This is a genomic window from Neoroseomonas soli (genome assembly GCF_018129065.1).
Taxonomy (GTDB): domain Bacteria; phylum Pseudomonadota; class Alphaproteobacteria; order Acetobacterales; family Acetobacteraceae; genus Neoroseomonas; species Neoroseomonas soli.
This window is the reverse complement of the sequence record NZ_JAAEDM010000062.1, coordinates 1-20,609: the sequence shown is the minus strand read 5'-3', so window position 1 is coordinate 20,609 and position 20,609 is coordinate 1. Positions and strand designations below refer to the sequence as shown.

General features: G+C 72.3%; 25 protein-coding genes. 10 read left to right on the top strand and 15 right to left on the bottom strand.

The genetic code is table 11. The features are described 5' to 3' along the window. Positions 1-218 precede the first annotated feature (218 nt). The 4 genes from GXW76_RS18675 to GXW76_RS18660 all read right to left on the bottom strand — a co-directional run bounded on the left by GXW76_RS18675 (position 219) and on the right by GXW76_RS18660 (position 4,344). The gene (locus GXW76_RS18675) at positions 219-1,439 is read right to left on the bottom strand and encodes an ABC transporter substrate-binding protein (protein ID WP_211863612.1); all 1,221 of its coding nucleotides are present in this window, start codon (positions 1,437-1,439) and stop codon (positions 219-221) included. 75 nt (positions 1,440-1,514) lie between these two features. Beyond that, positions 1,515-2,270, bottom strand: a complete 756-nt coding sequence (locus GXW76_RS18670; protein ID WP_211863611.1) for a molybdate ABC transporter substrate-binding protein — start codon at positions 2,268-2,270, stop codon at positions 1,515-1,517. 74 nt (positions 2,271-2,344) lie between these two features. Beyond that, a complete protein-coding gene (locus tag GXW76_RS18665) occupies positions 2,345-3,232 on the bottom strand; it encodes a WcbI family polysaccharide biosynthesis putative acetyltransferase (protein ID WP_211863610.1) in 888 nt (295 codons plus the stop codon). Then, entirely contained in the window at positions 3,232-4,344 is a 1,113-nt protein-coding gene (locus GXW76_RS18660; protein ID WP_211863609.1) for a GSCFA domain-containing protein, read from the bottom strand. Before GXW76_RS18660 ends, GXW76_RS18665 begins: the two co-directional genes overlap by 1 nt. Positions 4,345-4,491: 147 nt before the next feature. On the opposite strand from GXW76_RS18660, the gene GXW76_RS18655 reads away from it, so the two are divergent. From GXW76_RS18655 to GXW76_RS18645, 3 genes are read left to right on the top strand one after another with little or no spacing between them, the layout of a single operon-like run. Beyond that, positions 4,492-5,280, top strand: a complete 789-nt coding sequence (locus GXW76_RS18655) for an aldolase (RefSeq protein WP_211863608.1) — start codon at positions 4,492-4,494, stop codon at positions 5,278-5,280. Then, a complete protein-coding gene (locus GXW76_RS18650; protein ID WP_211863607.1) occupies positions 5,277-5,900 on the top strand; it encodes a hypothetical protein in 624 nt (207 codons plus the stop codon). Before GXW76_RS18655 ends, GXW76_RS18650 begins: the two co-directional genes overlap by 4 nt. Before the next feature lie 13 nt (positions 5,901-5,913). Then, the gene (locus tag GXW76_RS18645) at positions 5,914-6,798 is read left to right on the top strand and encodes a DMT family transporter (protein WP_338150993.1); all 885 of its coding nucleotides are present in this window, start codon (positions 5,914-5,916) and stop codon (positions 6,796-6,798) included. Between the two features lie 124 nt (positions 6,799-6,922). On the opposite strand, the gene panC is transcribed toward GXW76_RS18645, so the two are convergent. From panC to GXW76_RS18625, 4 genes are read right to left on the bottom strand one after another with little or no spacing between them, the layout of a single operon-like run. After that, on the bottom strand, positions 6,923-7,762 hold the full coding sequence (gene panC / locus GXW76_RS18640; RefSeq protein WP_211863606.1) for a pantoate--beta-alanine ligase: 840 nt from the start codon (positions 7,760-7,762) through the stop codon (positions 6,923-6,925). Positions 7,763-7,799: 37 nt separating this feature from the next. After that, positions 7,800-8,123 (bottom strand): DUF1488 family protein, encoded by a 324-nt coding sequence (locus GXW76_RS18635; RefSeq protein WP_211863605.1) that lies wholly within the window; start codon positions 8,121-8,123, stop codon positions 7,800-7,802. Further along, on the bottom strand, positions 8,120-8,383 hold the full coding sequence (locus tag GXW76_RS18630; RefSeq protein WP_211863604.1) for a hypothetical protein: 264 nt from the start codon (positions 8,381-8,383) through the stop codon (positions 8,120-8,122). Before GXW76_RS18630 ends, GXW76_RS18635 begins: the two co-directional genes overlap by 4 nt. A 6-nt stretch (positions 8,384-8,389) precedes the next feature. Next, the gene (locus GXW76_RS18625; protein ID WP_211863603.1) at positions 8,390-8,749 is read right to left on the bottom strand and encodes a hypothetical protein; all 360 of its coding nucleotides are present in this window, start codon (positions 8,747-8,749) and stop codon (positions 8,390-8,392) included. A gap of 226 nt (positions 8,750-8,975) precedes the next feature. On the opposite strand from GXW76_RS18625, the gene GXW76_RS18620 reads away from it, so the two are divergent. From GXW76_RS18620 to GXW76_RS18610, 3 genes are read left to right on the top strand one after another with little or no spacing between them, the layout of a single operon-like run. Next, entirely contained in the window at positions 8,976-10,163 is a 1,188-nt protein-coding gene (locus GXW76_RS18620) for a class I SAM-dependent rRNA methyltransferase (RefSeq protein WP_211863602.1), read from the top strand. Further along, positions 10,160-10,603 carry a DUF3293 domain-containing protein gene (locus tag GXW76_RS18615; protein WP_211863601.1) on the top strand — a complete coding sequence of 148 codons (444 nt, stop codon included), beginning with the start codon at positions 10,160-10,162 and terminating at the stop codon, positions 10,601-10,603. Before GXW76_RS18620 ends, GXW76_RS18615 begins: the two co-directional genes overlap by 4 nt. Next, on the top strand, positions 10,600-11,754 hold the full coding sequence (locus GXW76_RS18610; protein ID WP_211863600.1) for an MFS transporter: 1,155 nt from the start codon (positions 10,600-10,602) through the stop codon (positions 11,752-11,754). The genes GXW76_RS18615 and GXW76_RS18610 overlap by 4 nt, the downstream gene beginning before the upstream one ends. A 123-nt stretch (positions 11,755-11,877) precedes the next feature. Here GXW76_RS18610 and GXW76_RS18605 read toward each other — a convergent pair whose 3' ends face one another. Together GXW76_RS18605 and GXW76_RS18600 are read right to left on the bottom strand one after the other, a co-directional pair. Further along, on the bottom strand, positions 11,878-12,633 hold the full coding sequence (locus tag GXW76_RS18605; protein ID WP_211863599.1) for an SIR2 family NAD-dependent protein deacylase: 756 nt from the start codon (positions 12,631-12,633) through the stop codon (positions 11,878-11,880). 487 nt (positions 12,634-13,120) lie between these two features. Then, on the bottom strand, positions 13,121-13,732 hold the full coding sequence (locus tag GXW76_RS18600; RefSeq protein WP_211863598.1) for a DUF6448 family protein: 612 nt from the start codon (positions 13,730-13,732) through the stop codon (positions 13,121-13,123). A gap of 106 nt (positions 13,733-13,838) precedes the next feature. Here GXW76_RS18600 and GXW76_RS18595 point away from each other — a divergent pair, with 106 nt between their 5' ends. Further along, complete coding sequence (locus GXW76_RS18595; RefSeq protein WP_211863597.1) at positions 13,839-14,540, top strand: Crp/Fnr family transcriptional regulator; 702 nt, start codon at positions 13,839-13,841, stop codon at positions 14,538-14,540. Between the two features lie 101 nt (positions 14,541-14,641). On the opposite strand, the gene GXW76_RS18590 is transcribed toward GXW76_RS18595, so the two are convergent. Genes GXW76_RS18590 through GXW76_RS18570 form a run of 5 tightly spaced genes read right to left on the bottom strand, consistent with a single transcriptional unit; the run spans position 14,642 to position 19,436 of the window. Then, on the bottom strand, positions 14,642-15,412 hold the full coding sequence (locus GXW76_RS18590; protein WP_211863596.1) for a methyltransferase domain-containing protein: 771 nt from the start codon (positions 15,410-15,412) through the stop codon (positions 14,642-14,644). Beyond that, positions 15,409-16,485 (bottom strand): patatin-like phospholipase family protein, encoded by a 1,077-nt coding sequence (locus tag GXW76_RS18585; RefSeq protein ID WP_211863595.1) that lies wholly within the window; start codon positions 16,483-16,485, stop codon positions 15,409-15,411. Before GXW76_RS18585 ends, GXW76_RS18590 begins: the two co-directional genes overlap by 4 nt. Beyond that, the gene (locus GXW76_RS18580; protein WP_211863594.1) at positions 16,482-17,276 is read right to left on the bottom strand and encodes a 3-hydroxybutyrate dehydrogenase; all 795 of its coding nucleotides are present in this window, start codon (positions 17,274-17,276) and stop codon (positions 16,482-16,484) included. The genes GXW76_RS18585 and GXW76_RS18580 overlap by 4 nt, the downstream gene beginning before the upstream one ends. A 35-nt stretch (positions 17,277-17,311) precedes the next feature. Further along, entirely contained in the window at positions 17,312-18,739 is a 1,428-nt protein-coding gene (locus GXW76_RS18575; protein ID WP_211863593.1) for a dihydrolipoyl dehydrogenase family protein, read from the bottom strand. Beyond that, a complete protein-coding gene (locus GXW76_RS18570) occupies positions 18,732-19,436 on the bottom strand; it encodes a TVP38/TMEM64 family protein (protein WP_211863592.1) in 705 nt (234 codons plus the stop codon). The genes GXW76_RS18575 and GXW76_RS18570 overlap by 8 nt, the downstream gene beginning before the upstream one ends. 187 nt (positions 19,437-19,623) lie before the next feature. Between GXW76_RS18570 and rpmH the strand changes: the two genes are divergently transcribed. The 3 genes from rpmH to yidD are packed head-to-tail and all read left to right on the top strand — an operon-like array spanning position 19,624 to position 20,421. Beyond that, on the top strand, positions 19,624-19,758 hold the full coding sequence (gene rpmH / locus GXW76_RS18565; protein WP_211863591.1) for a 50S ribosomal protein L34: 135 nt from the start codon (positions 19,624-19,626) through the stop codon (positions 19,756-19,758). A 25-nt stretch (positions 19,759-19,783) separates the two neighbouring features. Next, on the top strand, positions 19,784-20,158 hold the full coding sequence (rnpA, locus tag GXW76_RS18560) for a ribonuclease P protein component (protein WP_211863590.1): 375 nt from the start codon (positions 19,784-19,786) through the stop codon (positions 20,156-20,158). Then, positions 20,155-20,421, top strand: a complete 267-nt coding sequence (gene yidD / locus GXW76_RS18555; protein ID WP_408904377.1) for a membrane protein insertion efficiency factor YidD — start codon at positions 20,155-20,157, stop codon at positions 20,419-20,421. Before rnpA ends, yidD begins: the two co-directional genes overlap by 4 nt. Positions 20,422-20,609 lie beyond the last annotated feature (188 nt).

Genomic DNA, 20,609 nt, shown 5'->3' with positions numbered 1-20,609 from the left:
TCCTGACCGGGCGCAGCCCAGCACGACGGCCGAGGCCCGCCGCAGCCGCGGGCCGGTGCCCGGATGCGGCCCGTATTCCCATTGTCCTGCGCGGCCGCCCCACCAACCCCCTGCGCGCCGATACGCCCGGCAATGATGCCGCGCGTATCATGCTTGTCCTGCACACGGCCGCCTCACCGGCCTCGTACGCACATATGCCCGGCAATGATCCCGGGGTATCAGCGCACCAGCGGGCAGCCGCCCTCGTTCAGCGGGCGGAAGGCTTCGTTGCCCGGGATGGTCTGCGCCACTTCCAGCAGGTCCCACTCCCCGCGCGCATCCGCGGGCTTCTTCGCGCGCATCAGGTACATGTCGCGGATGACGCGGCCATCGGCGCGGATCGTGCCGTTGGTCGTCATGAAGTCGTTGATCGGCGTCTCACGCATCTTCGCCATCACCGCCGGCGCGGCATCGGTGCCGGCGGCCTGCACCGCCTTCAGGTAGTGCGTGACGGCGCCCCACATGCTCGCCTGGAACATGGTCGGCGGTCGGCCGTGGGCGCGCTGGAAGCGCAGCCCATAGGCTCGGGTCTGCTCGTTCTGGTCCCAGTAATAGGCCTCGGTGAAGACCATGCCCTGCGCGGTGTCGAGGCCGATCGCCTTGATGTTCGTCAGCAGGCAGAGCAGCGCTGCGGGCTGGATGCCGCGCCGGTTCAGCCCGAACTCGCCCATCTGCTTGACGATGTTGATGAGGTCCGTGCCCGCCGCGGCGATCCCCACGACATTCGCCCCCGACCCGGCGGCGCGCACGAGGTGGGATGAATAATCCGTCTCCCCCAGCGGCGCCCGCGTGCTGCCCATCACCTGGCCGCCGAGCTGGCGCACCACCGCCGCCGCATTGGCCTCCAGCGAATGGCCGAAGGCGTAGTCGGAGGTGATGAAGTACCAGCGCTGTCCGCCGCCCTGCATCACCGCGCCGACGGTGCCGCGCGCCAGCGCGTAGTTGTCGTAGGTCCAGTGCACGCCAAAGGGAGAGCAGTCCTTGCCCGTCAGGTCCGTGGTGCCGGCGGCGACCACCACGTCGATCTTCTGCTTCTCCCGCGCCAGGTTCTGCACCGCGAGCGCGACGGCTGAATTACCGAGGCCGAAGATGGCATCGACCTTCTCCTGGTCGTACCAGCGGCGCGCGATCCCCATGCCGACATCGGCGCGGTTCTGCAGGTCGCCATGGACGAGTTCGATCGGCATGCCGTTTACCCGGCCGCCGAAATCCTCGATGGCGAGGCGGGCGGAGACCACGTCCCCCATGCCCTGCTGGTCGGCGAAGACGCCGGACATGTCGTCCAGCACGCCGATCTTCACCACGCCGTCCGAGATGCCGGACTGCGCGCGGCCCTCGGAGGGGCGGATGGCGACGAGCGGCAGCGCCGCCGCGCCGGCGAGGAGGTGCCTGCGGTTCATGGATGCGTTTCCCCGTTGGTGTCGTTGTTGTCCCGCATCATGCCACGCGCGCCCGGCATAGCCAGGGGGGGCGCGCTACCGGGTCACGAAGCCCGCCGCGCGGAACCGCGCGCGCCCTTCCGGCCCGGTCAGGTGGTCGAGCAGTGCGAGCGCGCCTTCCCGGTCTGCCGCGCGACTCGCCACCGCGCCGAGATAGGCCGTGACGAGCTGCGCGCTGTCCGGCAGCGGGCCCACCAACTCGGCGCCCGGCACGGCGAGGATCTCGCTGACCTGGGAAAGCGCCAGCGCGGCGCGGCCTTCGGCCACCGCCTGCACCGCCGCGCCACCGCCGGGAAAGACCAGTGTGCGCGCGCGCATCTCCTCCGCGATGCCGAGGCGCTCGATCAGCCGCGCCGCATGGGTGCCGGCGGTGGCCCCCGTCGCCGGGTCGGAATGCGCGATCACCGGCGCGGCGAGGATCGCCGCCCGCAGCGCCGCCTCGCTGGAGATGTCGGGCTTCGGCGCGCCCCGGCGCACAGCCGCGCCGATCAGCATGCGGCCGAGTTCGCGCCGCGTGGCGCCGTCGAGCAGCCCCTCGGCGGCGAGGCGTTCGACCTGGCTCTCGCTGTTGAGCACGAGGTCCGCCGCCGCTCCCTCCCGCAGGCGGCGGGCGGTCACGCCGGCATTGGCGGTCTCGATCGTCACCGCGCGCCCGGTGCGGGAGGTGAAGCCCGCGGCCAGGTCCTGCGCCGAGGCGGCGACCGCCCCGGTGCCGAGGACGCGGATCGGCGCGGCCTGCGCTCGCACGACCCTGGGCGCGGCGAGGGCGGCGAGCAGGATGCGGCGGCGCATGGCGGATGTCTCCTCCCGCGGCCCGTCTGCGGGGCGGGCCCCGGCGGCATCCTGCCGGGCTGCGCGCCGGGTGCCTACAGCCGCATCTCCGCGAGCCTCGTCCGCGCCTGGCCGACCGCGCCCTCCTGGAAGGCGGCCTCGTCCAGGTTCCGGTACATGGCGTAGCTCTCGCGGATCAGCCGCGGCAGGCCGATGAAGGTGGAATTGCCGAGCGGCCCCACCGGCCTGTCGTTGCGCTTGAACAGCATCCCGCCCGGCACGCCGAGCGTCTCGGCGATCTCGGGATAGACCGGCCACATGGTGTCGCCCGCCAACCGGTCGTAGGGCATGGGCACGCGGGGCGCGTCCGCCGGCACCAGCCCCGCGCGGATCGCCGCCGCTCGCGCCAGGTCGGCCAGCACGAAGGCGCCTGGGTGGTTCATGGTGTGCATGAAGGGGCCGCGCGCGTGCCAGGTTTCGAACTCCGCCGCCATGTCGAGGCCATGGCGCGCGAGCAGGTCGAGCAGCAGCGTCCGCCCCGCCGCGAAGGTCGCCATGTAGCCGAGCCGTCGAAAGACCAGGCGGTTGAACAGGGTCGGCACGTCCTCCTCCGCCACGCCGAGGGAGAAGGCGGCGGCGACGATGGCCGAATGGTAGGCGCCGAGCGGCGAGGCCTGCACCTGCCCCTTCAGCGTGAGGTACGCCATGTCCGGGTGGTAGCCGCGAAAGGCGACCACTGGCAGCCGGTGCAGCGGCGGTCCGCCCTCCGCCAGCGCGGCGCTGGCGAGCCGACCGAACTCGGCGCCGAGATCCTGGCTGAAGATGACGTCGAAGCCGCGGATCATCGCGGCGGCGGCGGGCGCCTGCCGGGCGTTGCGGATGACGGTCGCCTCGAAGGCCTCGACCTCCGCCTCGGGCAGCAACTGCGCAAGGGCGTGGGCGTAGCCATGGGCCTGGCAATGGCCGAGCACCGCGACGCGCATCAGGCGGCCCCACCGGGCGCGACGATGGCGTCCTCGTCGCAGATCACCCGGGTCAGGGCGGCGTAGTCGGCGGCCTCGGCGGCACTGGCCGGGGCGGCGGGCGGCGGCGCCGCGGCGGGCGCAGGTTCGGTGCCGGGCGCCGGGCCGGCAGCGGGGGCCGACCCGTCTTCCAGCCCGTGGCGGGCGAAGACGGACATGACATGGGCCACGCCCTCGGGCGTGACTTCGCGCAGGTCGTCGGCGAAGAAGTGGCCGCGCGCCTGCGGGCCGGTGATGATCTCGTAGGAGGGGAAGTAGGCGATCCCGGGGTCGCGCCGGCACATCTCCTCGGCCACCGCGCGCAGGATCGACTTGCTCGCCACGGTGGAGACCAGCACGTGCCGGTCCTCATGCGTCGCGACCAGGGAGACCGGGGAGACGGTCAGCATCACGCGCACCGTGGGATTCACGTCGCGCAGCCCGGCGAGGAAGGCCTCCAGCGCGCCGAGCGTCGCGGCGAAGCCGGCATTGGCGAAGCGCCAGGCGTCGGGCGGCGTCTCGATGCCGAGCACGCCGGGATGCAGCGGCACGGCGACGCCGTCCTCGGCCGAGACCCAGCCTTCCGTCAGGCCGAGGGTGAAGATGAAGACGTCGCAGGTCTCGAACATGCGGCGCACGGCGGCGAGGTGCCGGCGGCGGTCCTCCTCCAGCGCGCCGAGGCTCGGGAAGCCGCCGGCCTGGATGCGCGGGCGGCAGGGATCGGCGAAGCCGCCATCCGGCAATGCCCAGGCGCGTGTTCTGGGCCGCAGCAGCCCGTAGGCGCGCTCGAACAACTGGCGGAGCTGCAGCGTCGTGTAGATGTTGCCGAAGCGCGCGGGGAAGACGCCGTAGCCCTCGTCGGGTGCGTCCCCGCCCGGGTGGCGCTCGGTGACGAGGTGGCGGAAGCCCGCGCCCGAGAGGTGCCGCGCCAGGTGCTGCGCGAAGCAACTGCCCGCCGTCGCCACCGCGTCGGCGCGGGTGATGCGGAAAGGCAGGGCGGTGACGGGATCGACCCCGGTGGCGTCGCGTCCGGCCATGGCCTGGCGCCAGAAGCAGTGGTCGGGGCGGCCGCGATAGGGGTTGGTGCTCAACATCTCGGTCGGTTCCAACGTTCCGTCCTCGGCATCCACGTCGATACAGCGCGGTCCGGCGCGGCGGCAACCCTGGCACGCCGTGGCGGCGGATTGCCCTTCGGCGAGGCTTGGGCGACGCTGCCGGTCTTCCGGGAAGGACGGAGACCCATGGCCCATGCCCTCGGCGCGCCCGCCGCGCCTGCCATCCTGCGCAATACGGAACTCGACGCCGATGCGGTGCGGCAGGCGCGCGTCGATCTCGCCGCCTGCTTCCGCATGGCCGGCCGCCTCGGCATGCACGAGGGCATCTGCAACCACTTTTCCTTCGTGGTGCCGGGGCGGGACGACCTGTTCCTGGTGAACCCCTATGGCTGGGCGTTCAGCGAGATCACCGCGTCCCGCCTGCTGGTCTGCGACTTCCGCGGCAATGTCATCGCCGGGGACGGCGTGCCGGAGGCGACCGCCTTCTTCATCCATGCCCGCGTGCACAAGAACCTGGCGCGCGCCAAGGCGGCCTTCCACACCCACATGCCGAACGCGACGGCGCTCGCCATGCTGGAAGGCCCGCCGCTGCTCTGGGCCGGGCAGACCGCCTTGAAGTTCTACGGCCGCACGGTGGTGGACGAGGAATACGGCGGCCTCGCGCTGGACGAGCAGGAAGGCGACCGCATCGCCGCGTCCATCGGGGACGCCGACATCGTCTTCATGAAGAACCACGGCGTGATGGTGGTCGGGCCGACGGTGGCGGAGGCCTGGGACGACCTCTACTACCTCGAGCGCGCGGCGGAGGCGCAGCGGCTGGCGCTGTCCACCGGGCGCACCCTCAAGCCCGTGCCGCCCGAGATGGCCCAGCGCACCTACGAACAGATGCGCGAGGGCGACCGCGAGAGCGCCCGCCTGCACCTCGAGAGCGTCAAGCGCATCCTGGCGCGCGAGGAACCGGACTTCATGCATTGACGACTCGCCTGGCGCGCGGCGGCCTGGCGGCGCTCGCGATCCTCGCGGCGCAGCCCGCCGCGGCGCAGGACGCGCCCGCGGCCGAGGAACCGCGCCCGATGTCGGAGCGCCGCAACGGCGTCGCGGTCTTCGCGGGCATCTACTCCCCGGACGTCTTCTCCGACATCGTCACCAGCCCCTGGGACACGAGGACGGAGGACATCTACCTCCTCTCGATCTCCTACAGCCGGCGGCTGGCAACAATCTTCCGCCACCTCGACATCGAGGTGGAGGCCGGCGCCGGCCGGCGCTTCGGCGACAACGACAGTTTCGAGGCCTATGCCGCGCTGGCGCTGCGCTGGACGGAATTCCCCTGGAACCGGCACCTGCGCACCACCTTCGCGGTCTATCCGATCGGGCCGTCCTATGTCGCGGACCTCTCGCCGACGGAGGTCAGCAAGGACGGGCGCTCCGCGAACTGGCTCAACTACTTCGCGCTGGAACTGACCTTCGCCGCGCCGTCGGTCCCGCATATCGAGGGCTTCTTCCGCCTGCATCACCGCTCGGGTGCCTTCGGCCTCATCAACGGCTCGACCAACGGGGCGGATTTCCTCAGCGTCGGCGCGCGCTACCGGTTCTGATGGCAGGGCGCGCGTGAGCGGCACGGCGCCGCGGCCCGATGCGGCGGGGCTGGCGCTGCTGCTCGGCACCACCCTCGGCTGGGGGCTGAACTGGCCCGCGATGAAGCTGCTGCTGGCGGAGATGCCGGTGCTCACCACCCGCGCGGCGGGCGGGGTGCTCGGTTTCCTCGTCCTGCTCGCGGTGGCGCTGGCGCGGCGGGAGGACCTGGCGGTGCCGTCACGGCTCTGGCCGCGGCTGGTCATGGCCTCGGTGCTGAACGTCACCGCCTGGATGGGGCTCGCCTCCTTCTCCCTGCTCTGGCTGTCGGCGGCGGAGGCGACCATCGTCTGCTACACCATGCCGGTCTGGGCCGCGCTGATGGCCTGGGCAATCCTGGGCGAGAAGCCTGGGCCGGCGCGGCTCGCGGGGTTGGTGCTGGGTCTTTCGGGTGTCGCGCTGCTGGTGCTCGGGCGCGGCGTCGATGTCGGGCTCGGGAAATTGCCGGGCGTGGCGCTCGGCCTGTCCTCGGCGATCCTCTTTTCGCTCGGCACGGTGCTGATCAAGCGATGGCCGCTCGGCCTGCCGCCGACCAGCGGGGCGGTGTGGCAGGTGGGGATCGGTATCCTGCCGCTCGCGGTGCTGGCCGTGCTGTTCGACCCGCCGGGCTTCGCGACGCTGTCGGCGCAAGGGTGGGCATTGATCGCCTATGGCGGGGTCTTCGCGCTCGGGCTCTGCTACCTGTCCTGGTTCGCGGCGCTGCGGCGGCTGCCGGCTTCGCTCGCCTCGCTCGGCACGCTGGTCACGCCGATGGTGGGCGTGGCGAGCGCGGCGATCGTGCTGGGCGAGCCCTTCGGCCTGCGGGAAGCGGCGGCGCTGGGGCTGACGCTGTCCGGCGTGGCGCTGGCGGTGCGCGGCTGAACGAGGGGGCCTTGCCCCCTCGCGCTCCCCCACCGAGGGCCGAAAGGCCCTCGGAACCCGGTTTCCAAAGGCCTTTCGGCCTTTGGCGGGGGGCGAGGGGGGCGGAGCCCCCCTCAAAGCGCCCTCACACCGGGATATTGTCCAGCAGCCGCACCGTGCCGAGCCGCGCAGCCGCGACCAGCCGCATCGGCCCGTCCGCGCGTCGCGCGGCCAGCGGCTTCAGCGTCTCCGCCTCGACCAGCGCGAAATAGTCGGGCACCAGGCCGGCGGCGCGCAGCGTGGCGTCGCCCTCGGCCAGCGCCGACGCGACCGCCGTGCCCCGCAGGATGGCCCCGGCGGCCGCGGTCATGGTGCGGAACAGCACCGGCGCGGTGGCGCGCTCCGCGGGCGAAAGGAAGCGATTGCGCGAGGACAGCGCGAGCCCATCCGCCTCGCGCACCGTCGGCACCGGCAGGATGCGGATGGGGATGTCGAGGTCGGCCGCCATGCGCGTGACGACCTGCAACTGCTGCCAGTCCTTCTCCCCGAAGGCCGCGACGTCGGCCTGGCTCTGCTGGAACAGCTTGCAGCAGACAGTGGCGACGCCGCGGAAATGGCCCGGCCGCGCATCGCCCTCCCAGCCGGCGGAGGGGCCGGCGACGTCGATCACGGTCGCGCTGCCGGGCGGGTACATCGCTTCCACTGGCGGCATCCACACCAGGTCGCAGCCGGCGGAGCGCAGCTTCGCGAGGTCGCCTTCCTCGTCGCGCGGGTAGCGCGACAGATCCTCGTTGGGATTGAACTGCAGCGGATTCACGAAGATGGAGGCAGCGACGGCATCCGCCACCCGCCGCCCGGCGGCGACGAGGGAGATGTGCCCCTCATGCAGCGCGCCCATGGTCGGCACGAGGGCGAGGCGCTTGCCGGCCGCGCGCAGGGCGGCGGTGGCGGCGCGAAGGGAAGGGAGGTCCCGGCAGATCTGCATCCGGCATGTTTAGGCCGGTTTCGCGCGCGCCGAAATCTCACCCGCGGTTGCTGGAAGCCCTCATCGCGCGCGGCGAGGATGCCGGGGGCGGCTCGAGGATGTCGTCCTCCCAGATATGCAGGATGCCGAGCGGCGGGCCGTTGCGCTCGCGAAGCTTCGCCCGTGCGGCGGCCTCGATCACGGGGCGGGCCCGCATGAAGCGCGCGAGGAGATCCGACGTGCGGAAGGAGCCGCCTCCGCTGATGTCCAGCAGAGCCAGCCGGGATATCGCGCAGCGGATCGAGCCGCCGCCCTCAAGGTTGAGATCGAAGATGAGTCGCTGGCCGTCCCAACGGGGTGGCGTGGATTCGGAGTGCGTCATGATGGCACCTCCCTATCGGTGAACAAGGCTGCCATCAGCTCGGCTGAGGTGATGGGCGTGCCCCGGGGCATCCGGCCATTGGGCAGGCCGTGCTGCGCGATGGTCATGCGGGTTCGCCGCCATGCCGGGAAGGAGATGCCGAGCAACTTCTCCTCCTCGATCACGACGCGGTAGCGGCCGGCAGGCATCGGTCCGGACCGGGCCGAAACCAGGAAGGGTGTGCGGAACTCCACCAGCTTGCTCTTCGTGCGCGTATCCATGGCAGCCTATCGGGTCAGCCGTGTCGCGCAGGCGCGCGCCACGTCGGGGTCGATCTCGGTGCCGCCGCCAGGCATGGTCGCGAAGCGACGCGCGAGAGCATCCCGCGCCGTCCAGTCGAGCCGGCTGGGGTCCGGGGTGTCGATCCGCGCCCTGTCGGCGCAGAAGATGGCCTGCTGGCCCACCACGCCATCGCGAACGAGCGTCTGCGCCGTGCTGGTGCGCATCTGGAAGCCCACCATGCCGGAGATGATCGGGCCGGCGACGAGGCCCGCGGCGAGGGCGAGGACCACCGGCTTGGCCTGGGTCCAGCGGCGGGAGAGGTCCGCGGAGAATCGGGAAAGGGCGCTCGGGTTGCCGGCGGGCATCTGGATTCTCCTGGCGGGCATGAGGCGCAGTCACTTCTGCACATCCTCCGGACGCCGAGGAATCCCAGCATATAATCCGCAGGAAATATCCGCCCTCTTCAGATGGTTATTCTTTACCGATATGCAATCTGACGCCCCGTTCTATTTCCGATGATGCTGCATGCGAGCAGGAATGAAGTTGGGGCCGCCGGCTTGCTCCTGGCTGCCTGAGAGGCTAGGCGACGCCATGCATCAAGATCGCCCGATCGTCCGGCTGCTGCCCGGACGCGACCGCCGCGTGAAGGCGGGCCACCCCTGGGCCTTCTCGAACGAGATCGCCATGACCCCGGCCGCCAAGGCCCTGCCGCCGGGCACGATCGTGCGGCTGGAAGGCGATGACGGGGTCAGGCACGGCGCCTGGCACTTCAACCCGCACAGCCTGATCGGCGCGCGCCGCCTCGACACGAACCCCGATGCCGCCTGCGACGGCGCCTGGTTCCGTGCCCGGCTGGCCGAGGCGCTGTCCCTGCGCGAGCGCCTCTTCGACACTCCGCAATACCGCCTGGTCCATGCCGAGGCCGATGGGCTGCCCGGCCTGGTGGTGGACCGCTACGGCGATGTCGTCGCGGTGCAGGCGAACACCGCCGGCATGGAAGCCGCGACGCCGCTGATCGTGGAGGCGCTGGCCGCGCTGATCGCCCCGCGCGGCATCGTCGCGCGCAACGACAGCGGCGTGCGGAAGCTGGAAGGGCTGGAGGAGGAGGTTCGCCTGCTCGCCGGCGACGCCGCCGGCGCGGTGGTCGAGGAGAACGGCCTGCGCTTCCCCGTGGACCTCCTCGGCGGCCAGAAGACCGGCTGGTTCTTCGACCAGCGCGAGCACCGCGCACGCGTCGCGCGGCTGGCGAAGGGCGCGACGGTGCTCGATGCGTTCTGCCACACCGGTGGCTTCGGCATCGGCTGCGCGGTGGCCGGCGCGACGCAGGTCACGCTGCTCGACCGCAGCGAGCATGCGCTGGCGACCGCCAAGGAGGCTGCGGCGATGAACGGCGTCGCCGACCGCGTCGCCATCCAGCGCGGCGAGGCGATGGAGGCGCTGGAACGCATGGTCGGCGCCGGCCAGCGCTTCGGCGTGGTGATCGCCGACCCGCCCGCCTTCGCCAAGACGCGCAAGGACCAGCCGGCGGCGCTGCGGGCCTATGCGAAGCTCGCGCGGCTGGCGGCAACTCTGGTCGAGCGCGGCGGCTTCCTCTTCATCGCGTCGTGCTCCCACCACGTCGCGCCGGGGGAATTCGCGGACGCCGTCGCCTCGGGCGTCCACCGCACCCGGCGTCATGCCCGCATCCTGCACATGAGCGGCGCCGGGCCCGACCATCCGCTGCACCCGATGCTGCCGGAGAGCCAGTACCTCAAGGGGATGCTGCTGCACCTCGGATGATCGCGCTGCCGCACGTCCGCGTCCTGGCGCGGGACCCCCTGCCGGTCGGGCCGCGCCTGGCGCGCGGCTGGCGTGTCACGTCCTACGAGGCAGCGGGCGCGGCGGTTCGCCTTGGCCGGCGGTCGCCCGCGATCGACCGGCTGCTGTTCGCCGCGGGCGTGCGGCGGGGTGCCTTCGTCGGCGCATGGAACCCGCTGAGCCGGCTGCGGCCGCGCCGGTGGAACGACGCGATGCTCGGGCGCCTGCGGGCCCTTGCGCGGCGCGCCGGCATGCCGTTCCGGGAGGGCGCCGGGCATGCGGCCCGCCCAGCCTGGGTGGAGCACCACCTGCTCCTGCTCGCCGACCGGCGGCGCTGTGCCGTGCTCGCGCATCGCTTCCGCCAGCACGCCATCCTGCTGGTGCGGCTGCGTGCGCCCTCACGGCTCATCGTGCTGCGGTGAGAGCGGCGCTCCCCTTCCTCGCCGCCGTCTTCGCCGTGCGGGCGGCGCTCGGCGCGTTCTTCCAGGCGCCGGGCGCGGCGGGGCCGGTGCTGGTGCCGGAATTCGGGCTGGATTGGACCGGCTTCGGCACGCTGGTCGGGCTGTTCTGGCTGCCGGGGCTGGTGCTTGCCCTGCCGCTTGGCCTGGCGGCGCGGCGGCTGGGGGACCGGGCGGGGGTGCTGCTCGGCATCGCGCTGTTGGTGGCGGGGGCGCTGGTCTGCGTCGCCGCCGGGACCGCGGCGCCGCTCTTTGCCGGGCGCATCCTGATGGGCGTCGGCACGGTGCTGGTGATCCTGCTGCTGACCAAGATGATGCAGGACCGCTTTCACGGCCCGGACCTGTTTCCCGCCATGGCGGTCTATGTGCTCGGCTGGCCGATCGGGATCGCCGCGGCGCAGGCATTGCTGCCGGGGGTCGCGATCGCGCTCGGCTGGCAGGCGCCGTTCCTCGCCGCCGCCGTGTTGGGGGCGGTGGCCTTCCTGGCTTTGGTCCTGGCCTCGCGGCCCGTGCCGAGGGCGCCGGCCGCAGCCCCCGGCACCGGCCGGCTGACCGGCCGCGAGGTCCGCCTGATGTGCCTCGCCGGTGCGTGCTGGGCGGCGGTGAACGGCACGTACATGGTGCTCGTCACCTTCGCGCCGCTGCTGCTGGTGGAACGCGGGCTGGGCGTGACGGAGGCCGGCTTCGCCGTCTCGCTCATGTCCTGGGTGAACATCATCGCCGTGCCGGCCGGGGCGGTGCTGGCGCGGCGCGCGGGGGCCGCATTGCCGCTGGTGGTGGTGGGCATCACCGCCGCGGGGCTGCTGGCTGCGCTGCTGCCCTATGCCGGAACCGGCCTCGCGGCACCGATCCTGGCCGCGCATGGCTTGCTCTACGCGCTGCCGATCACCGTCTTCTCGGCCCTCCCGGCCCTGGCGGTGCCGCCGGAGCGGCGGGCGCAGGGGCTCGGCGTCTATTTCGTCTGGTTCTACGCCGGCTGCACGGGCTTCCCGCCGCTGGCGGGCTGGCTGGCGGATGCGTCCGGCGGGGCGACGCTGCCGGTGCTCCTGGCCGCCGCGCTGATGGTCGTGGCGCTGCTGACCTTCCTGCTGTTCCGCCGCCTGGTCGCGCGGTGACGCGCGCCCGGTTCATGATCGCGCGGTGACGCGCGCCCGGTTCATGGTCGTGCGGTGACGCGCGCCTTGTTCATGGTCGTGCGGTGACGCGCGCCCTGTTCGTGGTCTTGCGCTGACGCGGTCTCAATTCACCCCCACCGCGCCGCCCATCACCTCCCCGATCGGGTGGTGAATGACGAGGTCTGCGATCACATCCAGCTCCGTCTCCTGGTTGTTCACGATCGCCAGCCGCGCGCCATTGCGCTTCGCCACCTGCGGGAAGCCCGCAGCCGGATAGACCACGAGCGAAGACCCCAGGACGATGAAGAGGTCCGCCGCCAGCGTCTCCCGCCGCGCGTGCTCCATCGCTTCTTCCGGCATGGCCTGGCCGAAGGAGACGGTCGCCGTCTTCACCAGCCCGCCGCAGGCATCGCAGGGCGGCACGTCCCCGTCGCGCTCGAAGGCCGCGCGCAGGGGCGTGATCTCGTAGCGCCGCCGGCAGTCCAGGCAATGCGCGTAGGTCGAATTGCCGTGCAGCTCGATCACCTGCGCCTCCGGCACGCCCGACGCCTGGTGCAGCCCGTCGATGTTCTGCGTGATGACAGCCGAGGCCTTCTCCTGCCGCACCAGCAGCGCGACGGCGCGATGCCCGCGGTTGGGCTGCGCGGCGCGCATCACCGGCTCGCTCTCGAACCGCCGCCGCCACGCCTCGCGCCGCGCCTCGGCCGAGGCGACGAAATCCTGGAACAGGATCGGTTGCACCCGCGTCCAGGTGCCAGCGGGGCCGCGGAAATCCGGGATGCCGGATTCCGTGCTGATGCCCGCGCCGGTGAAGAAGACGACACGGCGCGCAGCATCGATCATGCGCCGGAGAGTGGCGATGTCGCGGGCGGGGTCCATGGCGGGACTCTGGCGAGCGACGGCGCGGTTGTCGAGGAAGGCGGGGGGAGAAGGGAACTTCTCCCCCCGCGCCCCCCTCAACCTTCTTTGGGATCTGGAGACCGGCCTTCCGCGTCGGTCCCGGATGGAGCCTGAAAGGGACGCGCGCGGCGAGAGAAACCTCGCGGGTCATCTGCCGGGCCGAAGGGCAGCCTCGACCCCTCGTAGGCCCGCCGGAACCGGCAGGCCTGCGCTTCGGCCGCGCCTAGTGTCCTGCCCGCTTCGTTCGCTGGATTTCCAGCGAACGAAGCGAACAAGCAGGCCACTGCAAACAAAGGCTAGTGGCCTGAGAACGAAGTCCGCAGGATTTCGGGATCAGGACACCAGAGCAATATCCGATCAGGTGGAATCACCTGATCGGATTTCTTGCTCTCGAAAACTTTGAATCTAGAGCAGCTTATGTCCGGTCGGCGGAACCGCGCAGCGGTTCCACTCGACCGGACGCTGCTTAGTGCCCCGCCTCGGCGCCGCCATGGGCCGCGGCACCCTTCACCGCCTGGTGGATGCCCTCGACATATTCGATGAAGGCGAACTCGGCACTCACCCGCGTGCGGGCATGGGGGACCTCGGCCGCGCTCCGCGGCTGGGCCGGCGCTTCCTGCGCGGCGCGCGCGCGCCCGAGGCGCTCGGTCATGCCGTGCTGCACGGCATGCGTCAGCAGGCCCGCCAGTGGCGCGGCCTCACCGGTCGCCAGCGCCCGCTCGGCGGCCGGGATCGCCGGGCCGAAATCGGTGCCGGCCGGCCTCAGCCCGGTATAGGGCGCGCCCTCGCCGGCGCGGTGCAGGCGCACCACCGTCTCCATGAACCAGCGGTCGGCGATCGCCCTTGCCTCCGCCCCCTGGCCGCGCACGGCGGCGGCCTGCGTGAAGGCCCGGGAGATCTCGGCCTCCGCGGCGGCCGGGGCGTAGGGCAGCGCGAGATTGACGTTGCGCGTCTCGAGCGCGCGCAGCGCCGCACCCGCGACCGGGCCGTCCACGCTGTCGCAATGGGCGAAGGCGGGCGCGGCGGCTCCGGCGGTCAGCGCCGCGGCAAACACGGTGAGCATCAGGAACTTGCGCATACTATGGTCCTCCGATGGATAGCTTCGTTGGACCGGAAGATGCCGCGGATCGCGGCGCCACTCTGCAACCTAAGTCGCCGTCGCCCCCGTCGAGGGAGGATGCCTCGTGCCGTCCCTCGCCGCGGTCCTGAGCCGCGTCCCCTACTTCTCCGGGCTCGATCCCGCCGCCCTCAAGCGCCTGGCCGGGGAGGCGCGCGAGCGGCGCTGCGCCGCCGGCAGCCTGATCCTCGCCGAGGGCGAGCCGTGCCAGGGCCTGTCCTTCGTCGTGCGTGGCCGGGTGAAGGTGTTCAAGCTGTCCGAGGACGGCCGCGAGCAGGTGCTGCGCATCCTCGGCCCGGGGCGGACATTCAACGACGTGCCGGTGTTCGACGGCGGCCCGAACCCCGGTGCCGTGGCGGCGCTGGAGGACAGCGTGGTCGCGCTGATCCCGGCAGCGAGCGTGCACGCCCTGGTCCGCGAGCGGCCGGAGGTGGCGACGGCGGTGATCCAGGTCTTCGCGGGCCGGCTGCGGGCGATGACCGAGATGGTCGAGGACCTGGCCCTGCGCGGCGTGACGGCGCGGGTGGCGCGGCTGCTGCTGGAATGCAGCCGCGGGTCGCCGCCGCTGGCCGAGGGCCCCGGCGACCATTGCGCCCACATCACCCAGCACGGGCTCGCCGCCATGACCGGCTCGGTGCGCGAGGTCGTGCAGCGCGCGCTCAAGACGCTGGAGCGCGAGGGCGCGATCGCCTTGGCGCGCGGGCGGATCCGCGTGCTCGCGCCGGAGATCCTCGCCGCATGGAGCGGCGCGGGTCGGCAGCAGGGCTGAGGGGCGGCGCCTCTGCCCCCGCATCCCATCACGTCCTGCGGGCGGCCGCGCCACCGTCCGCGCGTGCGGCCATGCCCGGCAGTGATGCCGGGCGGATCAGGTCACGCAACGCGCGCCAGGATGAACAACCGCCGGAACGGCAGCAGCACCGCCCCGTCCTTCCGCGCCGGGTAGGCGCCCCGCATCGCCGCGCGATACGCGCCGAGGAATCCCTCCCGCATCTCGCCCTCCAGCGCATCGAGGAAGGGCCGCAGGCTGGTCCCCATCGCCCACTGCACCACGGCATCCTCCCCGCGCAGCACGTGGACGTATTCCGTCACCCAGAGGTCCAGCGCCGCGACGCGCGGCCGCAGCAGGTCGTAGTAGTCGCCCGGATCGAGGATCGCCGGCGCGCTGCTCACCCGCGCCAGCGCCGCCGCCCAAGGGCCTTCGCGGGCGATGCGGTCCTGCTCCGCGCGCAGCGGCGCGGCGTGCATCGCCGGCATCTGCACCGCCAGCACGCCGCCGGGCGCGAGATGCGTCAGCAGGCGGGGGAACAGCGCATCGTGGCCCGACAGCCATTGCAGCGCCGCGTTGCTGAACAGCACGTCCACCGGTTCGGCCGGCGTCCAGGCGGCGATGTCCGCCTGTTCGGTCGCGAAGCCGGTGGCAGCGGCCTTGGCGAGCATCGCCGCGCTGCCGTCCACGCCGGTGATCGCCGCGCCGGGGAAGCGTGCGGCGAGCGCCGGCAGCGCGTTGCCCGCGCCGCAGCCGAGATCGACGACGCGCCGCGGCGACGGATGCGCAGCGCGCCCCATCAGGTCCAGCGCCGGGCGCAGGCGCTCATCCTCGAAGCGCAGGTACTGCGCGGCGTCCCAGCTGCTCGCGCTCAAAGAAATCTCGCGCGGATGTCCACGCTGCTCTCGCGGCCGAGCTTGTCGAAGTGCTGGTCGAGCCAGGCGCCGGCCGCCTCCCGCCCGTATTCCTTCAGCATGCAGAGGAAGTCCCAGTCGCCGTTGAACTTCGTGCTGAGCTTGAACTTCCGCATCCGGTCCTCGTCCTCGATGAGATGGAGGAAGAGCCGGCGATACCGCGGCTGCTCCAGCCGCCCGGTGTCGAGCAGCCGCTGCACGAAGTCGATGGCGCGGATCTCCGCCATCAGCGACCCGTTGAAGGTGATCTCGTTCAGCCGGTTCACGATGTCGGAGGCCGAGGTCGGCGTCTCCTCGCGCACCGTCGGGTTGAGCTGGATCAGCACGATGTCCGGCGGCCCGCCCTGGTCATACAGCGGCCACAGCGCCGGATTGCCGAGATAGCCGCCGTCCCAGTAGGGCTCGCCGTCGATCTCCACCGCCTTGAACACCTGCGGCAGGCAGGCCGAGGCGAGCAGCGCGTCGACCGTCAGTTCCTTGCGCGTGAAGACGCGCGGCTTGCCGGTGCGCACGCTGGTCGCGGAGACGAACAGCTTCGGCGCCTTCGCCTCCATGCGCAGCCGGTCGAAGTCGATGCTGTCCACCAGCGCATCGCGCAGCGGGTTGTAGTTATAGGGGAAGGGATTGATCTGGTAGGGCGACAGCACGCGGGAGAGCGTGTCGAAGGTGCGGTAGGCAACCGACCAGGTCAGGTCGTGCCCCCAGACCAACTTCTCCATCGGCGTCGCGCGCAGCGGGCTGATGGCCAGTTTCCCGGCGATGGACCGCCAGAAGCGGTCGAGGGCCGCGATCGCTTCGGCGGGGCCGCCTTCCAGCAGCCCCTGCACCATCATCGCGCCGTTGATCGCGCCGGCCGAGGTGCCGGACAGCCCGTCCACCTCCAGCCGGTCGTCCTCCAGCAGCCGTTCCAGCACGCCCCAGGTGAAGGCGCCGTGCGTGCCGCCGCCCTGCAGCGCCAGGCTGACCCGGCGTTTCTGGGGCGGCTTCGCGACGGCGGGGGCCGCCGGGCCGTTCTGCGCGGTCGTTTCGTTCACGCCGCCGTCCAGCCGCCGTCCACCGACAGCGCCGCGCCGTTCACGCCGCCCGACCCCGGCCCGCAGAGCCACAGCGCCATGCGCGCGACTTCCTCAACCTCGATCCAGCGCTTCGAGGGCTGCTTCTCGAGCAGGTAGTCGGTCAGCGCCACCTCCTCGCTCACGCCGTGCTTCTCGGCCAGCGGCTTCACCTGCGCCTCCGCGAGCGGGGTGCGGACGAAGCCCGGGCAGATGGCGTTGCAGGTGATGGGGGTCTTCGCGACCTCGATCGCCACCACCTTGGTCATGCCGACGATGCCGTGCTTGGCGGCGACATAGGCGACCTTGAAGGGGCTCGCGACCAGGCCGTGGGCGGATGCGATGTTGATGATCCGCCCCTGGTTGCGCTTGCGCATGCCCGGCAGCGCCGCCTTGATGGCATGGAAGGCGGAGGACAGGTTGATCGCGATGATCGCGTCCCACTTCGCGTCCGGGAATTCCTCCACCGGGCTGACGAACTGGATGCCGGCGTTGTTCACCAGGATGTCCACGGCGCCGAGCGTCTTCTCGGCATCGGCCACCATGGCGCGGACCTCGTCCGGCTTCGACATGTCGGCCCCGGAATAGGGGGCATCGCCACCGCCCATGGCGGCGCCGACCTCGGCGCGGGCCGCGGCGATCTCCTCCGGCTTGCCGAAGCCGTTGAGCATGACCTTCGCCCCGGCCTGGGCCATCAGCAGGGCCATGCCGTGGCCGATGCCGGAGGTCGAGCCGGTGATCAGGACCGTGCGGCCCGAAAGGATCTTTTCCATGCGACTGCCCCAGGAGAAAGGGAGCGCACTAAGTCTCAGGGCAGGCGTTTGAGCAAGCCAACGATTCGCTTGACGCCGGGGGAGAGGAGCCGGGGCGCGAAGAACTCGGATGCCGCCCGCTTGCCGCCCTCCTGCGCGGTCGGGTAGGGCAGCACCGCCCCGGCCAGGGCCGAGAGCGGCAGGCCCCGCCCGATCGCCACCGCGAACATCCCGGCCATGTTGCCGGCCCCGGGGCCCACCACCGAGGCGCCGAGCAGCCGTCCCTTCGGGTCTGCCACCAGCTTCACCAGCCCGCCGGCCCGGCCTTCGGCGACCAGCCGGTCGTTCTCGGCCAGCGGCCAGCGCAGGATGGTGAGATCAGCCCGCCCGGCGGCGCGGAGTTCCGCCTCGGTCGGGCCGATCTGGGCGATCTCCGGGTCGGTGTAGGTGACGCGCGGCAGGGCGTCGTAGGACAGCTTCGCCGGCAGGCGGAACATCATGGCGCGGGCGATGATGCCGGCATGCTGGGAGCAGACATGGGTGAAGGCGCGCGGCCCGAGCCCCTGCGGGTCGGCGATGTCCCCCGCCGCCCAGACCCGGCGGTTGGAGACCGAGCGCAGGGTGAGGTCGGTGGCGATGCCCCGCGGCGAATGGGCGATGCCCGCCGCCTCCAGCCCCAGCGCGGCAAGCCGCGGCGTCCGTCCGACCGCGACCAGGAGGTGGGTGCCGGCGATGCGCGTCCCGTCCTCCAGCACCAGGGCGATGCCGGCGGGGTCGCCTTCCGCCGATGCGACGCGGGCGCCCTCGACCAGCGCGACGCCGTCGGCCTCCAGGGCGGGGCGCAGGGCGGCGACGCATTCCGGATCCTCGCGCCCGGCGATGGCCGCTGCCTCCACCACGGTCACCCGGCAGCCGAGTCTGGCATGGGCCTGCGCCATCTCCAGCCCGATCGGCCCGCCGCCGAGGATGACCAGATGGCCGGGCTTCCTGGTCAGGTCGAACAGTGTCTCGTTCGTCAGGTAGGGCAGGCCGGCCAGCCCCGGAACAGGCGGCACGACGGCGGAAGACCCCGCCGCCACCACCGCCCGGCGGAAGGCGAAGCGCTGTCCGCCGCCCTCGATCCGGTCCGGCCCGGTGAAGCGGGCGGTGGCGCGCACCACCGTCACCCCCATGGCGCGGAAGCGTTCCTCCGAATCATTGGGCGCGATGGCGGCGATGGCGCCGGCGACATGGGCGCGCACGCCGTCCCAGTCGATGTCGGGTTCCGGCAGGCGGATGCCGAAGCGTGGCGCGCGGCGCGCCTCGGCCGCGGCATGGGCGGCCGCGAGCAGGGCCTTGGAGGGCACGCAGCCCGTGTTCAGGCAGTCGCCGCCCATCTCGCCGCGTTCGAACAGCGCGACCTTCAGCCCGAGTCCCGCCGAGATCGCCGCTACCGAAAGCCCGGCGGCGCCTGCCCCGATCACCGCCACATCCACGTCAGGCATCGCGCGTCCTTTTCCGCCACCAGGCGCCGAGGAGGGACAAGGCCCCCAACCCCAGCAGCGGCAGGAGGATGGGGGGCGAGAGCAGCACGCCCAGGTCCGGCCGTTCGCCCGCCGCCAGTACCTCCCCGAGTCCCGCCCCGATTCCGGCGAAAACAGCCGTGCCCGGAATGATGCCGATGGCCGTCGCCGCCGCATAGGCGCCGAAGGGCATCCCCAGCAGGGCGGGCGCCAGGTTGGCGAGCCAGAAGGGCACCACCGGGATCAGCCGGATGGTGAGCAGGTAGAAGAAGCCGTCCCGCTCCAGCCCCGGCCGGATCAGGTCGATGAACGCGGCCGCACGCCCGGCCACCAGCGGCGCCAGGGCGGAACGCGCCAGCAGGAACAGGGCACAGGCGCCGGCGGTGGCCCCCACGACGGCCAGCGCCGTGGCAAGCCAGGCCCCGAACAGCAACCCACCGGCCAGGGTCATCACCGCCCCGCCGGGCAGGGAGAGTGCGATCGCCGCCGCATAGATCCCGACATAGGCCGCCGCCGCCGCCACCGGCCGCGCCGCGACCCAGGCGCCGAGCGCCGCCCGATGCTCGGCCAGCGCCTCGAAAGTGAGCAGGCGCGTCGCCCCCGACGCCCAGGCGACCGCCACCACCCCCGCCAGGATCAGCAGCGGCCAGAGGCGACGGAGGTGGGACGAATCAGCCATGTTCGCGAGACGTTACGGCGCGAATGAGCATTCGGTTACATATATGACGTGCCGGGTGCGGTTGACGCGCGGTGATCCCCCTCCCTATACCTCCGCCCCTCGCCGGGGCGTCCTTTCAGGATGGCCGCCGGCGCGTCCTGCTGGCCGCATGTTCTGCGTGTCGGCGCCGAGGTTCAGGAGACTTGTCGTGAAGCGTACCTACCAGCCCTCGAAGCTCGTCCGGAAGCGGCGGCACGGCTTCCGCGCCCGTCTCTCGACGGTGGGCGGCCGCAAGGTGCTCGCCAATCGCCGCACCAAGGGCCGCAAGCGCCTTTCGGCCTGACCGCTTCCGCCGCGCGGAGCGTCACATGTCGGGCAGCGCCGACCCGGCTGCGCCCCATGCGGGCGCGCCCACAGGGCGGCTGAAGAAGCGCCGGGAATTCCTGCGCGCCGCTTCGCGCGGCAAGCGGGCGGCGCGCCCGGGGCTCGTGCTCCAGGCGGTGGCCGGGGAGCCGGGGCGGGTGCGCCTGGGCTTCACCGTGACGAAGAAGGTCGGCAACGCCGTTGTGCGCAACCGCGCGCGCCGGCGGCTGAAGGAGGCTGCGCGCCTGACCATGCCGAGCCTCGGTGCCGAAGGCTGGGACCTGGTGCTGATCGGGCGCGACGCCACCGGTTCGCGCCCCTTCGCGCAATTGATCGAGGACCTGCGCGGCGCCCTGAAGCAGGCCGGGGTGGTGCGATGACGCCCGCCGCCGAGATGCCGGCGCCGAGCCCCGCCGCCATGGCCCTGAAGGGCTGCGTGCATGCCTACCGCTACACGCTGCGGGGCATCATCGGCAGCCATTGCCGCTTCTACCCTTCCTGCAGCGACTACGCGCTGGAAGCGCTCTCCGCGCACGGTGCGGCGCGCGGCACGCTGATGACCGCGAAGCGCATCCTGCGCTGCAACCCCTGGAACCCGGGCGGCTACGACCCGGTGCCCGGCCCCATCCCGCCGAAAGGCTGAGAATTTCCCCGATGGACCAGAAGCGCCTCTTCGCCGCGATCGCGCTCTCGATCGGCATCCTGCTGATCTTCGACGTGTGGAACCGGGCGAACCGCCCGCCCGTGCCGAGCCTGCCGCCGACGCCTGTCGCGCAGACCTCGCCCGCCGTGCCGGTGCCCGCGCCGGCCGCCGGGGCGCCGGGCGCGACG

What these genes read in the sequence shown, in the direction of transcription:
- GXW76_RS18675 (WP_211863612.1), bottom strand. Translation starts at nt 1,439, where the DNA reads ATGAACCGCAGGCACCTCCTCGCCGGCGCGGCGGCGCTGCCGCTCGTC.
- GXW76_RS18670 (WP_211863611.1), bottom strand. Translation starts at nt 2,270, where the DNA reads ATGCGCCGCCGCATCCTGCTCGCCGCCCTCGCCGCGCCCAGGGTCGTG.
- GXW76_RS18665 (WP_211863610.1), bottom strand. Translation starts at nt 3,232, where the DNA reads ATGCGCGTCGCGGTGCTCGGCCATTGCCAGGCCCATGGCTACGCCCAC.
- GXW76_RS18660 (WP_211863609.1), bottom strand. Translation starts at nt 4,344, where the DNA reads ATGTTGAGCACCAACCCCTATCGCGGCCGCCCCGACCACTGCTTCTGG.
- GXW76_RS18655 (WP_211863608.1), top strand. Translation starts at nt 4,492, where the DNA reads ATGGCCCATGCCCTCGGCGCGCCCGCCGCGCCTGCCATCCTGCGCAAT.
- panC (WP_211863606.1), bottom strand. Translation starts at nt 7,762, where the DNA reads ATGCAGATCTGCCGGGACCTCCCTTCCCTTCGCGCCGCCACCGCCGCC.
- GXW76_RS18635 (WP_211863605.1), bottom strand. Translation starts at nt 8,123, where the DNA reads ATGACGCACTCCGAATCCACGCCACCCCGTTGGGACGGCCAGCGACTC.
- GXW76_RS18630 (WP_211863604.1), bottom strand. Translation starts at nt 8,383, where the DNA reads ATGGATACGCGCACGAAGAGCAAGCTGGTGGAGTTCCGCACACCCTTC.
- GXW76_RS18625 (WP_211863603.1), bottom strand. Translation starts at nt 8,749, where the DNA reads ATGCCCGCCGGCAACCCGAGCGCCCTTTCCCGATTCTCCGCGGACCTC.
- GXW76_RS18620 (WP_211863602.1), top strand. Translation starts at nt 8,976, where the DNA reads ATGCATCAAGATCGCCCGATCGTCCGGCTGCTGCCCGGACGCGACCGC.
- GXW76_RS18615 (WP_211863601.1), top strand. Translation starts at nt 10,160, where the DNA reads ATGATCGCGCTGCCGCACGTCCGCGTCCTGGCGCGGGACCCCCTGCCG.
- GXW76_RS18605 (WP_211863599.1), bottom strand. Translation starts at nt 12,633, where the DNA reads ATGGACCCCGCCCGCGACATCGCCACTCTCCGGCGCATGATCGATGCT.
- GXW76_RS18600 (WP_211863598.1), bottom strand. Translation starts at nt 13,732, where the DNA reads ATGCGCAAGTTCCTGATGCTCACCGTGTTTGCCGCGGCGCTGACCGCC.
- GXW76_RS18580 (WP_211863594.1), bottom strand. Translation starts at nt 17,276, where the DNA reads ATGGAAAAGATCCTTTCGGGCCGCACGGTCCTGATCACCGGCTCGACC.
- GXW76_RS18575 (WP_211863593.1), bottom strand. Translation starts at nt 18,739, where the DNA reads ATGCCTGACGTGGATGTGGCGGTGATCGGGGCAGGCGCCGCCGGGCTT.
- GXW76_RS18570 (WP_211863592.1), bottom strand. Translation starts at nt 19,436, where the DNA reads ATGGCTGATTCGTCCCACCTCCGTCGCCTCTGGCCGCTGCTGATCCTG.
- rnpA (WP_211863590.1), top strand. Translation starts at nt 19,784, where the DNA reads ATGTCGGGCAGCGCCGACCCGGCTGCGCCCCATGCGGGCGCGCCCACA.
- yidD (WP_408904377.1), top strand. Translation starts at nt 20,155, where the DNA reads ATGACGCCCGCCGCCGAGATGCCGGCGCCGAGCCCCGCCGCCATGGCC.